Origin of the sequence: Alloalcanivorax sp. C16-2 (genome assembly GCF_046507615.1) — a bacterium.
Taxonomy (GTDB): Bacteria; Pseudomonadota; Gammaproteobacteria; order Pseudomonadales; family Alcanivoracaceae; genus Alloalcanivorax; species Alloalcanivorax marinus_A.
The window spans coordinates 1436951-1451969 of sequence record NZ_JBKFTL010000001.1 but is presented as its reverse complement, the minus strand read 5'-3'; the positions used below and the strand labels follow the sequence as shown (position 1 = coordinate 1451969).

Sequence of the window (15019 nt, the reverse complement as noted above, 5' to 3'; positions counted from 1 at the left end):
GCGCCCTCTGGGCGCCGTTTTTTTTGGTTCATCGCGCTTTAGCGGAAGAAACGTCTCGCCGAGGTCCCCGATAGAGGGTCAGGCCGGCCCTACTGGAGCATGAAGGTCTGGTATTCCAGGCGCCCCATGCTGCGCTCCACCAGCCACAGCCCCAGAATCACGCACACCGCCAGCGCCATCAGAAAGCCGTAGCCGAAGAATTGCGGCCCGAGCATCAGGCTGATGCCGGTGAACAGGATGTTGAGCACCAGGAACAGGCCGGTAAGAACCACCAGAATGGCGCGCTGATCCAGATAGCAGAACACATTGATGATGGCCAGGAACACCACCTGCAATCCGGCGGCCACCAGCTGCACCTTGAGCAAGGGAAGGTAGAGAGTAGAGATACCCAGGGCGGCGAAGATGTCCGGAGCCACCACCATGATCAGCAGAGCGGCAATGGCCTGGATCTTGATGATCTGGAACACCCCCACGCGGATGGTGGCCACCATGCGGTTGCGCATGTCCTCAATGTACGACAGCGAGCCCCCCTGGCGCACCGCATCGTAGAAGTTGGTGTAGTACTCGACGAAGTCGGTTTCCATGCGCACCAGGAAGATCGCCATGCCCGGGATCAGCGACAGGTAGGCCAGGAAAACCGGAATGTCGTAGATCAGCGAGGCACGCAGCGGGCCGATCACCGGGCTGCCGGTGGCCGGGTCGAACCAGAACATCAACTTGTCCGCCCACACCCCGGCGTTGAACAGCAACCCCACCAACATCAGGCTCGGGTACAGCCAGCCGCGCTGGAACAACTCGAACGATACCGAGCGGCGGGATGGGAAAGCCCGGGTGATCAGCACCAGCATGCCACCCAGCAGCGCCACCTGGCCGATCAGAAACCCGAGCAGCAGCCCTTCCAGATCATAGCCGCGCAGCAGAAAGGCGGTGCCCACGGTCAGCCCGTAACCCAGGGCGTAGAGCAGCACGATGGCCCGGTACTGCTTCATCCCCGAGAGAAAGATGGTGGCGATCCAGATGTTACTGACCACCACGAAGGCCGCCACCAGCACCACCCGGAACAGTACGCTCTGCTCCGGAAACAGCCACAGCACCGCGATGGTGGCCAGCACCCCGCCGACCACCGTGACCAGCAGGGTGACGCCACCGAAATTGGACAGGATCAGGTCGTTGCGCTTCTCGAACAGGCGATCGGCGCAGAAACGGGTGAACGCCAGCTGCAGAGTGCCGGTGAGAATCAGGCTGAAAGCGATGATGTAGGTGATGGTGACCTGGAACTGGGTCACCGCCGCCGCCGGCGTCACCACCGAAAAGGTCAGCAGCCCGGTGGCCAGAATGCCCAGGATCGACAGCACCCAGGGCCCGGAGCCGATCACGCCGGCATAGGCGTAGGCACGCAACATGCCCAGCAGGCTGTCCTGGCGCATCAGTTTGCGCAGTTCGAAGCCGATGCCCGCCATCAGCGCCCTCCCCGCGCGGCGGCGTCTTCATCACCGGCGGCGAGCAGCCCCTGGTACAGGCCCCGGTAGGCGTCGAACATCATCTCCTGGGTGTAGTAGCGCTCCACGCGCCGGATACCGGCCTGCTGGGCGGCGTGCCAACGGACCGGATCGGTGAGCAGATCGGCCACCGCGTTGCCCAGCGCCTCCGGGCTGGCGATGCGCACCACCTCGCCGGCCCGGCCCAGGGCACGGTCCTCCTCATCCAGGCCCTCGATCAACTGGCGGCAGGAACCCACGTCGGTGGAAACCGCCGGTACACCGGCGGCGAACCCTTCCAGCAACACCAGCGGCAACGCCTCGCTGATCGAGCTGAGCACCACCACGCCCACCTTGGGCAGCAGCTCGGCGATTTTCTGAAAGCCCAGGAAGCGCACATGCTTTTCCAGGCCCAGGCTGGACACCAGTGCGCGGCACTCGGCGGCGTATTCCGGGTCCTCGTCCTCGGGGCCGGCGATCCAGCCCTGGGCCTCGGGCAGGCGGTTGGCCAGGGTTCGCATGGCGCGCAGGAAGGTCTTGATGTCCTTGATCGGTACCACCCGACCGATCAGGCAGGCCACCGGTGGAATGTCCTCGGAGCGCGCCGCGCGCACCGGCTCCATGGCGGCCAGATTAATGCCATTGGGTATGTTACGGGTGCGTTCCGGTGGCGCGCCGTCCAGAATTTGGCGCTGCCGGTTAATGTCGTACAGCGCGACGATCCGGTCGGAGGCCTGATAACACTCGCGCCCCAGCTCCTGGAAGAAATTGATCCACTTCTCCCGGAAGTAGGCCATCTCGGTATGGTTCTTCTCCACCAGACCCCGGTTGTCGCTGATCCATTCACTCTGGAACAGGTCGATCCTGCGTTCCTTGGTGTAGATACCGTGCTCGGACAGCAGCAGCGGACGGCCGGTGCGGCGCTTGAGCAAGGCGCCGAGAAAACCGGCGTAGCCGGTGGAGACACTGTGATAGAGCCGGGCGGGAATCAGGTTCTCGGCGATGCGATGCAGCACCCAGATCGGCGCGTGCATGATGCGCACGGTCCAGAAGTAATCGACGAAGGACGGGTCGCGGGAATGGCCACGGTATTGGTCGGCGATCATCTCCCAGCTTTCACGGCTGTGCAGAAAGGCGCGCTCGGACAGGTCACCCTTGTCCCCCAATTGCGAGACCAGTTCCGTGAACAGCCGGTTGCGCTCCTCGCTGACCACACCCTCCCGGACCAGGGTATGAAACCGCGTCAGTTTTCGGAACGCTTCGCGGTTACCGCGCATCGGCCTGCTCTCCGGCACGGCGGCGGGGTCATACAGGTAATGGGTTTCCAGGTGCACCACGTTGTCCGGCAGCCGGTACTTCATCTCGCCGTAGTCCTCGGGCTTGCTACCGACGAAACAACAGGCGAACCGGTATTCGGGGAAGCCCTGGATAATCTGGTTCACCCAGCTCGACACACCACCGCTGACATAGGGGAAGGTGCCTTCGAGCAGCAGGCAGATGTCGGCGCTGTCAGCCTGGCGCAGAATCATGAAAGGCTCCAGTAGCGAGCCGAGGGACTCAGATTGTTGAACTGGGTGTCCTGGGCGATGACCGTCATCAAGGCGCGTACCTTGACGTATTGTCCCCGCCACAGGGCCAGCTCCGCCAGCCAGGGATTGACCCGGGACGGCGACAGCCCCACATCCAGGGCACGCTGAAAACTCTCACCGGCTTCGTCGAGCCGTTCGTGGCTCATCATGATGCGCCCGCGCAACAGCCACAGGCCGCCGTCGGCATCGTTTTCCGCCAGCGCCTGATCCGTGAATTCCAGGGCCCGCCGTAACGCCAGCTCACGGATATCGCCCTGTACCAGATCCTGGAAATGCAGTTCCCAGTACAGCTCGGCCAGACTCCGATACAACCGGTAATGGCGGGCCGGACCGGCGCTCTCCAGCAGGGTCAGAGCCCGATCGATCTGTCCGGTGAGCGCCTTTTCCTTCTGGTCGAGGATGCCGTAAGCGAGCAGGCGCACATCGTCGACACGATCGCCCAGGGTTTCGCGCAGCACACCGCCGGTGACCCGGGTGGGCATGTTGCGCACCGTCAGCATGCCCTGTAATCGCACCTCCGTGGGAGCGTCCGAGGCCAGTAACAGGGTCTTCAGATCCCCTTGCCGGAAATTACCGCTCGACGACGCCTGCACCGGAGTGAACGCCGGCGGCGGCACCTCCACGAACGGCGTTTTTTTACGCGGGGCGGGCAGTATGTACCCCAGCAACACACCGCCGATCAGGCCGACCACGCCCAGCACCGGGACAAAGAACGCGACGGAGAATACCAGCAGCCACGACAGCAGCGGTGGATCGCGGAAGCTGCGCGGAAATCTCAACCAGATGCCCGTGGCCATGAGCGTGGCGGCGAAGCCATGGATCGCCAGGTAGGCAATGAAATACGGCAACCCGACCTGCCCCGCCAACAGGGTGACGATGGCCGCAAGCTCCACCAGGAGAGCATAGATCAGCAGGCGCACGTCAAACATGGACCTCCCCCAACAGATCGCGAAGCTGCTCCTTCACCGGGCGCTCATCCAGGAAACGGTGCGTGTATTGGATGCCGGCCTGGGCCAGGGTGTCCATGCCGAAATCTTCCTTGAGCCATTGCTCGATGCGGCGCAGATAACTCTCGAACCCGTACACCCCGGTGGTGGGCATCAACAGCATCAGCACGTAACCGTCCCAGTCCACCCACCAATACCCATCCATCGCACGCCGATGGCGATTCAAGGCGCTGACGATCTGGCGCGCCTGCTCCGACTCGTCGGGGCTCAGCAGCAACACCGTGGTGTCGACCTTGCGCGCCTCCGCCAGCCGGCGCAGCGCCTCGAACTCACGCCCGAACACCGGCGGCAGGTCCGGCCAGATGTCACACAGCTCATCGACCACCGGTCCGTGGTGCACCACATCGGCGTAGAAGTTAAGCAAAAGGCCAAACAACTGCAGATTCTCATGGTGGATGGAGAGGAACGGCATGCGCTCCACCACCACCACGCCAATCAGCTCACCGCCGCTGTTCATGACCGGAGCGCATACCCAGTAATGGCCCTTGTAGCCCTCCATGGTTTCGCCGGTCTGGACATGGGTAAGCAGACGATAGTCCAGGGCGTGACGCAACATCTGATCGCCTTGATCCAGCGGGCTGTTGTTGCCTAGCAACGCCACCGGCTCGGGCACCGCCCGGCCATTCTTGACCCGGTACAGGCCACCGCGCTGGAGCTGACAGTACTCGGCCAGCAGGTTCAGCAGTTCCTCGCCGCCGGGCAGCGCCTCATGATGGCTTTCGTCCATCACCACGTCGCGCAGGCGCAGCAGCGCATCGCGCACGGTGTAGGGTTTGACCAGCAGGTTCTCCTCCAGCCGATCATGGGACAAACGCAACAGCACGTGCCGCTGGGTCAGGTTGCGCAGCCGCTCCTCGGCGTAGGCGGCCTGGCTTTCGGCGCGCATCAGGCGCACCCGCCACATGTCCGCGAATTCGCCGGTGATCAGGATAATGATGTAACCGCCCAGGAAGGTGAGTTCAGGGAATGGCATGCCCGGATAGAGCCCCAGGGCCTGGCACACGAACCACAATGCCACCAGGGTGAACATGCCGGTGGAGCCGATCAGCGAGCCATAACGCAACGCCACCACCAGCACCACCACGATGCTCCAGCGAATGCCGCCGGTGAAGATCAGCGGGTCATCCGGGCGCACCAGGAAACCGATGCCCACCGCCGCCACCACCAGTAGCGGCGCTTCCAGCCAGGCCATGGGACCGATGCGTTCCGGCGACAGCAGCCTGGCCAGGCGGTACTTGCGAAACACTCGCGCCATTAATCCAGCACCGGCGCGACCAGCTTGTCGATCACCCGCTGGCCGGTTTCGCTCAGCGACTGGCGGGCCCAGCCGGCGCGGGCGGCGGTGCCGGTGTAAAGAAGCTGACCGGCGGGGTCACGGATCTCCAGCATCACGCCCACCGCCGGCTCGCCGTCCACGCCGGTTTTGTAGCGCCATTCGTGCACCACGCCGGAAACCACGTAGCGCCCCTGGCGGGCCGCCACCCAGTCGCGCATGGCCTGGCGGCTTTCCGGTGAGCTGGCTTCGAACAACACGCCGTCACCACTGTCATCGCGATAGCTTTCCACCCGCGCGGCACCGTGCCGGGCCAACACCGCCTCGGTGATGGCCTGGGCGCGCAGCCCGGCCTGCGGCGTGCTGGTGCGGTTCACCAGCGGCAGCACCAGCCAGGTAGCATCGCGCTCCAGCCGGACATCCTGGGCGGTGCGCGCATGGGTGCCGCAGCCCCCCAGGGCCAGCGCGGCGGCGCACAGGGCTAGCAATGGCAATTTCATGGTGGTTCTCCTTGGCGATGCTAGTAATAAAATTCGTATTCCAGGCCGAACCGGTGGCTGTCCTCCTCGGCGCCACCGGTGTTCAACCCTCGCTCCGCGTACAGCCGCCAGGCGTCGCGGCCCAGTAACGGCCCCTCGGCCCCCAGTCGACCGTTGAAGCCGAGCCCGGAGCGGCTGTTGTCGGTGAGGCCCAGTTCCGCCCAGGCCTGCAGCCGATGGGGCCGCGCATGCAGGTCCGGGGAGCCAAGCAACAACGCCAGCTCGGTTTCGTGATAACTCTCCGGCACCGCCGGCGTATCCGCCGCGTCGGGCCGCGCCAGCTCCGCCTCCAGGGTCAGCGGCCGCTGCCCCGAGAAGCCCGCCCGGGTATGGCGCAGGCGCAGCCCCGGCGACCAGCGCGAGCGCCACGGGCGCCAGGTGCTCCGGGCGCTGGCCCGCCAGCCCTGACCCAGGGCATCGTCGTCCAGGTCATGGTAATCATAATGAGCCAGGGACAGGCCATTGTTCCAATGGCTGCCGGGCCGCCAGGTGAGGTCCAGGGACGGGCCATCGCGCCGGCCCGCCAACAGCAACTCGGAGCTTTCGTCCGCCGCCGCCCGCCACCGGTATTGAAAGCGCCAGTCCCAGCGGGCCGTCGGGTCTCCTTCCAGGGTCAACCGCAGATCGGCGTCGTCACGGTCGAAGCGTTGCTCCCAGCCCAGCGTCACGCCGGCATCCAGCGCCGTGCCCTGGCGCCCGGCCGTCAATTCCAGGCGCCGGGCGGTCTCGTCCACCCGCAGGCGGGTCTCGTCTTCACTGCTGAAATGGCGTTGTTCGGCGCGCCAGCCCCAGGCCCAGCGATCCCCCAGGGGCAGGTTCTGGCCGAGGCTTTCGTCGTCCACCGCCAGGGGCCCCAGGCGCCGGCGCTCCAGTGCCAGATTCAGACGCTTTGAGGCCGGCAGTAACAGGCTCTCCTGTTGGGGGTGCCGATCCGCCCGCTCCGGAGCCCAACGCTGCTGCTCGGCCAGCTCCGCCGCCGCCAGACGTTCACGGCCCAGCGTGGTGTCCGCGTCGAGCCGCTCACCGGCGGTAAGCGCTCCGGCGCGCTCCGCGCGCAAGGCACCGATACGCAGATAGTCGCTTTCCAGGTTGGCCAGCGCCAACGCCGACCCCGCCGGCAGGGTGCCGCCACGCCAATGGCGCTGCAGCCGGTAGCCGCGCCGGGCCAGCTCCGGAGCGTCGATGGCCAGGGCCCACTGGGCCAGCCATTCGGCCCGGTCGGCGCGCTCCGCCTCGGTGGTGTCGGCCCAGGCGCGCTGCTGAAAACGCAGTTGACCGTCGCCCGCCTCGAACCGGCTGGCCAGGGCGGAACGCATTTCCCGGTAAAGGGAACGGGCGGCCGGGGGAATGTCCGCCTCGGCGGGCGGCTCCCGCCACAGGGCGCGCATCACCGGCCAGGCCTGGCGGTCACGACCGGCGGCCAGCAGGGTCTGGGCATAGGCCCAGCGGCGGCGCCAGTCGGACGGGTCGCGGGCCAGCAGGGCGCGCTGATAACGCAACGCCGCCTCCGGCCGGTCCAAGGCCAGGTTGGCGGCGGCCAGCGCCTCCCAGTAAGCCGGACGCTGGCGGTAGCCCGGCTCCGCGTCCGCCAGCGTCACTGCCAGCTCCCGGTCGTTACCGCTGGCGATCAGGAACCACAGCCAGGCCAGCCGGGTATCGCCATCGCGGGGCGCCAGCGACAACGCCCGCCGCAGCAAGCGCTCGGCACCGGCCAGGTCGCCCTGGCCGAGCAGGTAATCGGCGTAGGCGCGCAGAAAATCCGGGCGCGCCATGAACAGGCGACGCTGATCGTCGTCCAGCTCCTCCAGGAATGCGCTCAGCGCCTGGCGATCGCCGCGCTCGCGCAGCAGAGCCAGGCGGGCCAGGGCCAGCCCCGGGTCGCCGGTGGCCCGCCAAAGCCGGTCAAAAATGTGCGCCAACCGGTCCGGGGCACCGTAACGGGCCAATTGCAGATAACGTTGATAATCCGCCACGCCGGCATCGCCGCGCCGGTCCAGCCGCTGATAGTGCGCCAGGGCCGCGTCCAGATCGCCCTGCTCCGAGGCCATCACCGCCAGCCGACGGGTCACGCCGGGGTGGTAGTCCAGGCGCTCGGCGTCCTCCACCAGGTGACGATAGGCAAGCGCCCGCTCGCCCTGCAACCAGGTCAGATCGGCGGCACGCATGGCGGCCTCCGGCTCCACGCCATGGCGCTCCATGGCGGCCCGGTAATAGCCCGCCGCGCGCCGATCCTGGCCACTGTTTTCCGCCAGCCGTTGCAACGCCCGATAGAGGGCGGGGCTGGGGTGACGGCGGCGCCAATCATCAAGAAAGGCAAGCCCTTCCTCCGGGCGCCCGAGGCGCTCGTATTCGTCGGCCACCCGGGCCACCAGCTCCGGATCACGGGGGTGGCGGGCCAGCAGCCGGCGCCGGGCACGCAGGGTCAGTTCGTCGTTGTAGGTGAGCGGCGCCAGGATCAGTACCTGCTGCCAGGCGTTCTCGTCATTATCGGTTTCCGCCCGCTTGCGCCAGGCGGCCAGGGCGATTTCCAGATCCCCCTGCCAGCCGGCCACCCGGCCCAGGCGTTCAATCCAGACCGGATCGTCCGGGCGCCAGTAGAGAGCGCTCTCCACCACCTGGCGGGCGCGCGGCAGATTGCCGGCCTCCACGAACACCCGGTAGCCATCCTCGTAATAGCGTTGCTCATAAGGCACCGGCGCCGCCACCGCGTTGGCGGCCAGCCCCAGCAGCGCCGGCATCAGCACCCGCCTTGCGAGCCGCCTCATGCACCGTCCCCCGTCGCGGGCGTCGGATCGGCGTCCAGCCGTAGCAGCCGGGTGGCATAGAACTGCGCCTGGCGGTGGTCGCCGGCGGCCCGCGCCAGGTTCATCAGCCGGTACAGCACCTCCGGTTGATCCGCGAACGCCGGCCCCTGGCGGCGACCCACCGCCAGCGCCTGATCCAGCAGCCCGCCGGCCTGCAAGGTGGCCAGGGCTTGTAGAAAATCGGCCCGGCGTAGCGCCGGATCGGTCTGGCTCTCCATCGCCAGCAGGTACTCATTGGCGGCGGCCCGGTAGCGGCCATGGGCGAGCAGATCGGTGGCCGCCTGGCGATACCAGGTGGAAGGCGACGGCTGACGCTCGGCCAGCAAATGGTAGGCTCGCACCGCCGCGTCCAGATTGCCCAACAGAAGGGCCATGTCCGCGTAGCGCCGTACCTCGTCATCGTCCAGGTCGGTCGGGTCGACGCGGCGCAGGGCGAAACCGGCCTCCACCGAGATCGGGCTATCGGCACGCTCCTCCGCGGGCACCGCCATCAGCGCCACGAACGGCAGGCGCGCGCGCAGCCAAGCCTGCAAATTGAGCAGCTCGCGCTGATCGGATTGCCCGGCCACGTAGTCCAGTTGCTCCTCGGCCTGCTCGAACAGCCCCAGCTCGATCAGGTCGCGGGCCATTAGCAGGCGCAGCTCATAATCGTCCGGTCGCGCCTGCAGCCAGGTGCGCGCGTAGGACAAGGTGACCGCGTCCATGCGCGCGTTACGCAGGATGCTGGACAAATCGCGGGGAAACACCAGCCAGCACACCAGCACCACCAGGAGCACCAATACCAGCAACTCCAGCGGACCGATCACCCGCCAGCGGTCATGGGCCACACTGAAGCCGTAGCTCTTCGAGCTCACGCCGGTCACTCCTGTAACGGTAATGCGTGCCATCCCGGGCCACCGGGTTCAGGGTGCGCCCCTGGTGGCGCAGCCGGCAACCCGCCGGCTGGATCAGGGTAAAGGTGAGCGGCACATGAGCGCGCAGGGAGAACGTCAGACCATCGTCAAAGCGCAGGAAGCCGGTCAGGCGACCGTTGGCCTCCCATAGTCCCGGGGCGTGGTCCGGCCCCGGCCGCCAACGGGCCTGCCCGTCCGCCAGGTGCACATAGGGGCCGGGAGCCTGGTCCCGGTAGCCGGCCACGCCCTGGCTATCGGCCAGTGCCGGCGGCGCCACGCCGTCCGGCAGGCGCAGGGTGCGCAGATCGCCCTCGCCGCGCACCAACCAGCTGTCCCCTTCCCGGGCCACCACCATGCGGTTGAAATCCAGCACCTTGGCCACGTATTCGGACGCGAACACCGGATTCACCGGCTGGGCCAAGGCCCAGTCGTAGACTTTTTTCAGGGACGTCAGGGAGGCGTTCTTGCTGGCGATGTAGGTATGGTAATAGATGTCGATGGGCTTGAAACGGATCGGTTCGCCGGTAAGCCGGAAGGTTTCGATCACCCGCTCATAACCATAAAAGGGCCCCTGCCAACGACCGGTATAGAGGTTTTCGTTCTGGTTGGGGGCGAACACCTGGTATTCATCGCCCTTGGGCAAACCGATGCCTTTGATCAGGGTCCAGCTGGGAGCACTCTCGGTAATCACCGTGTCGCTGCCGTTCATGTTCAGCAGGCCGTTCTCACGGGCGATCTTCAGGGCCGCTTCCGTGGCCACGGTGTCACCGCTCCACAGCACCATTTTCACCGGCTTGTCCGGTGGCAGCAGGCGCCGCCTCATGTAATCCGCCGACCCCACCAGTTCCCGTTCCAGATCCAGCCGGTAGTCGGCGATCGGCAGGCGCAGGGCGGTGCCGTCCGCGCTGGCGGCCTGATCGGGGTGACGCAGGGACTCACGCCAGTAGAACGGGTGCGAATAGGTATGGGTGGCGGCTTCCACGTGATCGAGCAGAAACATACGCTGGGCGATGTCCTCCAGTTCCTCGGCACGGTCCGCGTAGAGGCCGGTTTCCGCCACCTCGCCCTCGATCACGGAGAGGGTGGTGGGTACCCGGTAGCGTTTGAGAATTTCCTGTAGCAGTACCTCGCCGGCGGCCTGATTGCGGTAGCCGCGAACCTCCGCCAGGCTGGGAAAGCCGTCGCCGTCCATGTGCGCGAACAGCAGCCGACGGCCATTCTCGGTGGTCACATCCGGGATCGGCATGGGCGGCAGCTTGAGCGCCTGACGCAGAAAAACGAGGGGTTGAAGCAACCAGCGCTCGGCGGTTTCGTCGCTTTGCACGGTGGGCAGCAACGAACTGACCACGAACGGATTCAGGGCAAAGCCGCCCCAGTCGGTGACCGCCGCCACCGTGTATTCCTGGTCACCGGCTGACAGGGTCAGCCAGGGCTGGCCGCGCCCCTGATCCAGCGCCACCGCGTCGGCCACCTGCAACAGGCCGGGCAGCGGTGCCTCGAACCCCATTTCCGGCGCCTGGCGCGCCACCCGGGGTGGCGCCGCCGGCTGCGGACGGGGCTGAAGCCCGAACACCCCGGCGGCACGCTCGCCGGCGGCCACCGGCAGCCGGCCCAGCATCACCACCGGCACTCCGGCCTCGGCCTGCCGAGCCAGCCAGACACCTAACCGCGGGCTTACCTGTTCCGGCTCATTGAGCCAGGTAATGATGCCCGCGTAGCGACCGCGCAGGGTGCCCGCCGGCATCACCCCGCCCTGATAGCGAATGTCCGGCACCAGCCCCAGGTGCTGCACTGGCATCAGTGCGTAGCGCACCAGCTCGGATTGCTCCCAAGGGCCGCCCGGTGGCGTGCCATGCAGCATCAGGACCCGCCGGGGCATCACCTCGCGACGGCCCACGCCGAGCATGTCCAGCGCCGGGTTGCTGACCCAGGGAATCACATCGTGGCCAGCGATACGCCGCGCCAGTTCCCGGGCGCCGTCACGGTCTTCCGGCGGCGCGTAATCGATGGCGATGGTGGGTAATTGATAGCGCTGACGCACCTCGGCGAACCGGTCCAGCAGCCATTGGCGGTCCTCCTCGGAGACCGCCTGGTAACGGCGCAGATCCGGACGCCAGCGCTGGTACAGGGATTCCGCCGCCACCGCGTCCACGTGCGCGTGCACCGCCGGTAGCAGCTCGAAGCCGCGATTGAGAATGAAGCGGGCGCCGGGGAAGGTGGCGGCGATGCTCTGGATCAGGGTTTCCAGTCCCTGACGTTGCTCGGCCAGGGCCGCCTCGCCTTCCACGCCCAGGCGGTAACTGTCCAGGGTATCGAAGAAGAAACGTCGGTAGCCACGGCGCCACAACGGCGCCACCACCTGCTCAATCAGGTACCGGCGCAATGCCGGCTTGGACAAATCCAGCACCCGGGTTTGCCAGTCCGGATTGTCGCCCAGCACCCACTCCGGGCGAATGCCAGCGGCGTAATCCCGGGAGGGCAGCACCTCGCCCAGGCTTACATAGGCATATACCCGACCCACCTGGTCCGCCGGCGGCGCCTTGGCCTGGGCCGGCTCGATCACGGTCAGATCGAACAGGGCCAGTTCACGCCAGGGAATATCGGGCCCGTAATAGAACGCCGCGGACGGCGGATCGGCCCGTGTCAGCCCGGCCAGGGCAAGCAGCAGCAAGGAGAGGAACAGTCGGGTCAAGGCGTCGGCTATCCTTTTTGTTATGCAAAGACTCAGGATAGCAATACAGCATGAAGGATGCCGTCAAGTAAGTGCTAAGTATCTGAAACCATGTGTTATCCGCCTCTTTTTTACAATTCACGCTTTATTCACAGCAGACGACTGTCCTTGCCGAACTGGCCGCGCAGGAACTCCATCTGATCGCCACGAATACGGTGGCTGTTAATCAGCGCCAGATACTCGGCCATGTTCGGGACATAGGGCAGCGCCAGCAGCTCCATGCCGATTTCCTCGGGCAGGCGGTTGCCCTTGTGCTGATTGCAACGCCGGCAGGCGGCCACCACGTTAAGCCAGTTATCGCGACCGCCCCGGGAGGTGGGGCGGATGTGATCGCGGGTCAGACGGGCTTCCGGGAAGTGCTTGCCACAGTACAGGCAAAGGTGCTGATCGCGGCGAAACAGGGCGCGGTTGGTGAGCGGCGGCCGGGTGCGACGGCGCGGACTGGCGAGACCGTCACAGGCGATGATGGAGTGCAGCATCAAGCGGGAGCGGTCGCCGGTGAGGCGGCTGACGCCGCCCCGCAGCTGATAGATCACGTCGCCCAGGGTCCAGGTCACCAGCCCTCGGGCGTACAGCACCGCCGCGGCCTGCCAATCAAGCCACTCCACCGGCGTGCCGGCTTTGTCCAACCGAAGTATTCGTTCACTCATTCGACGACCTCGCCCGTCCGACGACTTCAAACCCGCGCTGGCGGGAGTTTCCTGACGGCGGCGTCCGCGCGCGGCGGGCGGCACCCTGGATAACGACGATACGGTGGCGGGCGAACGGGAAGGCGGGATGCACTCTTGGCGACTCGACCGCGCTTCGCGGCGGCGCGCCCTGGCTCCGGGTTCGGCTCCGGTCCGGCGCGGCCTGCCCTGGTCTCTGGTTAACCGACCGCGACCGGCTAATCAGAAAGCAGAATTGCACAAATCATAAACAGCACGGCGTCGAATCCGCAACCGCGCCGCATCGTTACCGGCGACGCATTGGCCGGGGCGCGGATACAAAAGGTCAATCACATCGCTGTGATGGCGCCGTTATACTGCCATTGTTCAATGACACTTTTATTCTCCAGGGGGCGCCATGCCGTTCGACTATGTGATCGTGGGCGCCGGCTCCGCCGGCTGCGTTCTGGCCAATCGCCTATCGGAAAATCCCAACAACAAGGTGTGCCTGATCGAGGCCGGCCCGGACGACGATAATCTGTTCGTGCGCATTCCCGCCGGCATCATCTGGCTGATGCGCTCCAACGCCCGCAACTGGCGCTATTACACGGTGCCACAAAAAGCGCTCAACAACCGCCAGATCTATATTCCCAGGGGCAAGACCCTGGGCGGCTCGTCGGCGGTCAATGCCATGTGCTACACCCGTGGCCACCCGTGGGACTACGACCACTGGCAGGAGCTGGGCAATCCGGGCTGGAGCTACCAGGACGTGCTGCCGGTGTTCAAGCGCTCGGAGCGCTACGAACCCGGCGCCAATGAATTCCACGGCGACCAGGGCAACCTGAACATCGCCGAGTTGCGCTTCCGCCACCCGGTCAGCGAGGCCTTCGTGCAGGCGGGCATTCAGGCCGGGCATCCGGCCACCGATGACTTCAACAACGACGTCCAGGAAGGGGTGGCGCTGTACAAGGTCAATCAGAAGGACGGCGAGCGCTGGGGCGTGGCGCGGGGCTACCTGCACCCGGCCATGGCTCGCGACAACCTGACCGTGCTCACCGAGGCCCTGGTGCACCGGGTGGAGTTCGACGGCAAGCGGGCCACCGGCGTACGCCTGGAGCGCAAGGGGAAAGAACAGACCATCGAGGGCGGCCAGGTGATCGTCTGCGGCGGCGCCATCAATTCACCGCAATTGCTCAAGCTGTCCGGCGTCGGCCCGCGGGACGAACTGGCCCGACACGGCATCCCGCTGGTCCATGACCTGCCCGGCGTGGGCGAGAACCTGCAGGATCATCCGGACGTACTGGTGGTGCACCGCAACCGCCGCCACGACACCCTGTCGCTGGGCTCCTGGGAGCTGCCGTTCACCGGCGCCAAGGCACTGTGGGATTTCTTCGTGCACCGCAACGGCCAACTCACCTCCAACGTGGCGGAAGCCGGCGGCTTCATCAAATCCCGGCCAGAGGAACCGCGCCCGGACCTGCAGCTGCATCTGACCGCCGCCAAACTCGACAACCACGGGTTGAACTGGCTGTTCAGTTTCGGCCACGGTTACTCCGGCCACGTCTGCATTCTGCGCCCCAAGAGCCGTGGCGGCATCGGCCTGGCGGACGCCAACCCGCGCTCACCGGCACTGATCGACCCGCGCTTCCTGAGCCACCCGGACGATATGGAAGGCATGGTGCGCGGCGTCAAGGCGATGCGCGCCATCATGGCCCAGGATGCCCTGGCCCCCTGGCGCGGCGCCGAGATCCTGCCCGGCGACGGCGTGCAAAGCGACGAACAGATCCGCGACTTCCTGCGCCGGAAGTGCGACAACATCTACCACCCGGTGGGCACCTGCAAGATGGGTGTCGACGATCAGGCGGTGGTGGACCCGGACCTCAAGGTGCACGGGCTGGAAGGGCTGCGGGTGGTGGATGCCTCCATCATGCCGACGCTGATTGGCGGCAACACCAACGCGCCCACGGTGATGATCGCCGAGAAAGCCGCCGACAAGATCCTCGCCGAATAGGCCCCGCCCTCTTCATAAAGCGGTCATGCCCGATCCTCAGACTTCCG

At 66.3% G+C, this 15019-nt stretch carries 10 protein-coding genes; 1 reads left to right on the top strand and 9 read right to left on the bottom strand.

Features of this window, described 5'->3' with window-relative positions; all coding sequences use genetic code 11:
- Positions 1–89 precede the first annotated feature (89 nt).
- From pelG to ACLD02_RS06820, 9 genes are all read right to left on the bottom strand, one after another.
- Positions 90–1460, bottom strand: coding sequence for an exopolysaccharide Pel transporter PelG (pelG, locus tag ACLD02_RS06860; protein ID WP_203104762.1), 1371 nt, complete (start codon positions 1458–1460; stop codon positions 90–92).
- The gene (gene pelF, locus ACLD02_RS06855; RefSeq protein ID WP_203104763.1) at positions 1460–3007 is read right to left on the bottom strand and encodes a GT4 family glycosyltransferase PelF; all 1548 of its coding nucleotides are present in this window, start codon (positions 3005–3007) and stop codon (positions 1460–1462) included. The genes pelG and pelF overlap by 1 nt, the downstream gene beginning before the upstream one ends.
- The gene (locus ACLD02_RS06850; protein ID WP_410298272.1) at positions 3004–3996 is read right to left on the bottom strand and encodes a tetratricopeptide repeat protein; all 993 of its coding nucleotides are present in this window, start codon (positions 3994–3996) and stop codon (positions 3004–3006) included. Before ACLD02_RS06850 ends, pelF begins: the two co-directional genes overlap by 4 nt.
- A complete protein-coding gene (locus ACLD02_RS06845) occupies positions 3989–5329 on the bottom strand; it encodes a PelD GGDEF domain-containing protein (RefSeq protein ID WP_410298271.1) in 1341 nt (446 codons plus the stop codon). The genes ACLD02_RS06850 and ACLD02_RS06845 overlap by 8 nt, the downstream gene beginning before the upstream one ends.
- Positions 5329–5847 (bottom strand): hypothetical protein, encoded by a 519-nt coding sequence (locus tag ACLD02_RS06840; protein WP_203104766.1) that lies wholly within the window; start codon positions 5845–5847, stop codon positions 5329–5331. Before ACLD02_RS06840 ends, ACLD02_RS06845 begins: the two co-directional genes overlap by 1 nt.
- A 20-nt stretch (positions 5848–5867) precedes the next feature.
- Positions 5868–8651, bottom strand: coding sequence for a tetratricopeptide repeat protein (locus ACLD02_RS06835; RefSeq protein ID WP_410298270.1), 2784 nt, complete (start codon positions 8649–8651; stop codon positions 5868–5870).
- Positions 8648–9544, bottom strand: a complete 897-nt coding sequence (locus ACLD02_RS06830) for a tetratricopeptide repeat protein (protein ID WP_410298269.1) — start codon at positions 9542–9544, stop codon at positions 8648–8650. Before ACLD02_RS06830 ends, ACLD02_RS06835 begins: the two co-directional genes overlap by 4 nt.
- Entirely contained in the window at positions 9507–12275 is a 2769-nt protein-coding gene (locus ACLD02_RS06825) for a bifunctional glycoside hydrolase 114/ polysaccharide deacetylase family protein (protein WP_410298268.1), read from the bottom strand. Before ACLD02_RS06825 ends, ACLD02_RS06830 begins: the two co-directional genes overlap by 38 nt.
- A gap of 128 nt (positions 12276–12403) precedes the next feature.
- A complete protein-coding gene (locus tag ACLD02_RS06820; RefSeq protein ID WP_203104769.1) occupies positions 12404–12964 on the bottom strand; it encodes an HNH endonuclease in 561 nt (186 codons plus the stop codon).
- Between the two features lie 415 nt (positions 12965–13379).
- On the opposite strand from ACLD02_RS06820, the gene ACLD02_RS06815 reads away from it, so the two are divergent.
- A complete protein-coding gene (locus ACLD02_RS06815) occupies positions 13380–14972 on the top strand; it encodes a GMC family oxidoreductase (protein ID WP_410298267.1) in 1593 nt (530 codons plus the stop codon).
- The last annotated feature ends 47 nt before the right edge of the window (positions 14973–15019 follow it).

What these genes read in the sequence shown, in the direction of transcription:
- pelG (WP_203104762.1), bottom strand. Translation starts at nt 1,460, where the DNA reads ATGGCGGGCATCGGCTTCGAACTGCGCAAACTGATGCGCCAGGACAGC.
- pelF (WP_203104763.1), bottom strand. Translation starts at nt 3,007, where the DNA reads ATGATTCTGCGCCAGGCTGACAGCGCCGACATCTGCCTGCTGCTCGAA.
- ACLD02_RS06850 (WP_410298272.1), bottom strand. Translation starts at nt 3,996, where the DNA reads ATGTTTGACGTGCGCCTGCTGATCTATGCTCTCCTGGTGGAGCTTGCG.
- ACLD02_RS06845 (WP_410298271.1), bottom strand. Translation starts at nt 5,329, where the DNA reads ATGGCGCGAGTGTTTCGCAAGTACCGCCTGGCCAGGCTGCTGTCGCCG.
- ACLD02_RS06840 (WP_203104766.1), bottom strand. Translation starts at nt 5,847, where the DNA reads ATGAAATTGCCATTGCTAGCCCTGTGCGCCGCCGCGCTGGCCCTGGGG.
- ACLD02_RS06835 (WP_410298270.1), bottom strand. Translation starts at nt 8,651, where the DNA reads ATGAGGCGGCTCGCAAGGCGGGTGCTGATGCCGGCGCTGCTGGGGCTG.
- ACLD02_RS06820 (WP_203104769.1), bottom strand. Translation starts at nt 12,964, where the DNA reads ATGAGTGAACGAATACTTCGGTTGGACAAAGCCGGCACGCCGGTGGAG.
- ACLD02_RS06815 (WP_410298267.1), top strand. Translation starts at nt 13,380, where the DNA reads ATGCCGTTCGACTATGTGATCGTGGGCGCCGGCTCCGCCGGCTGCGTT.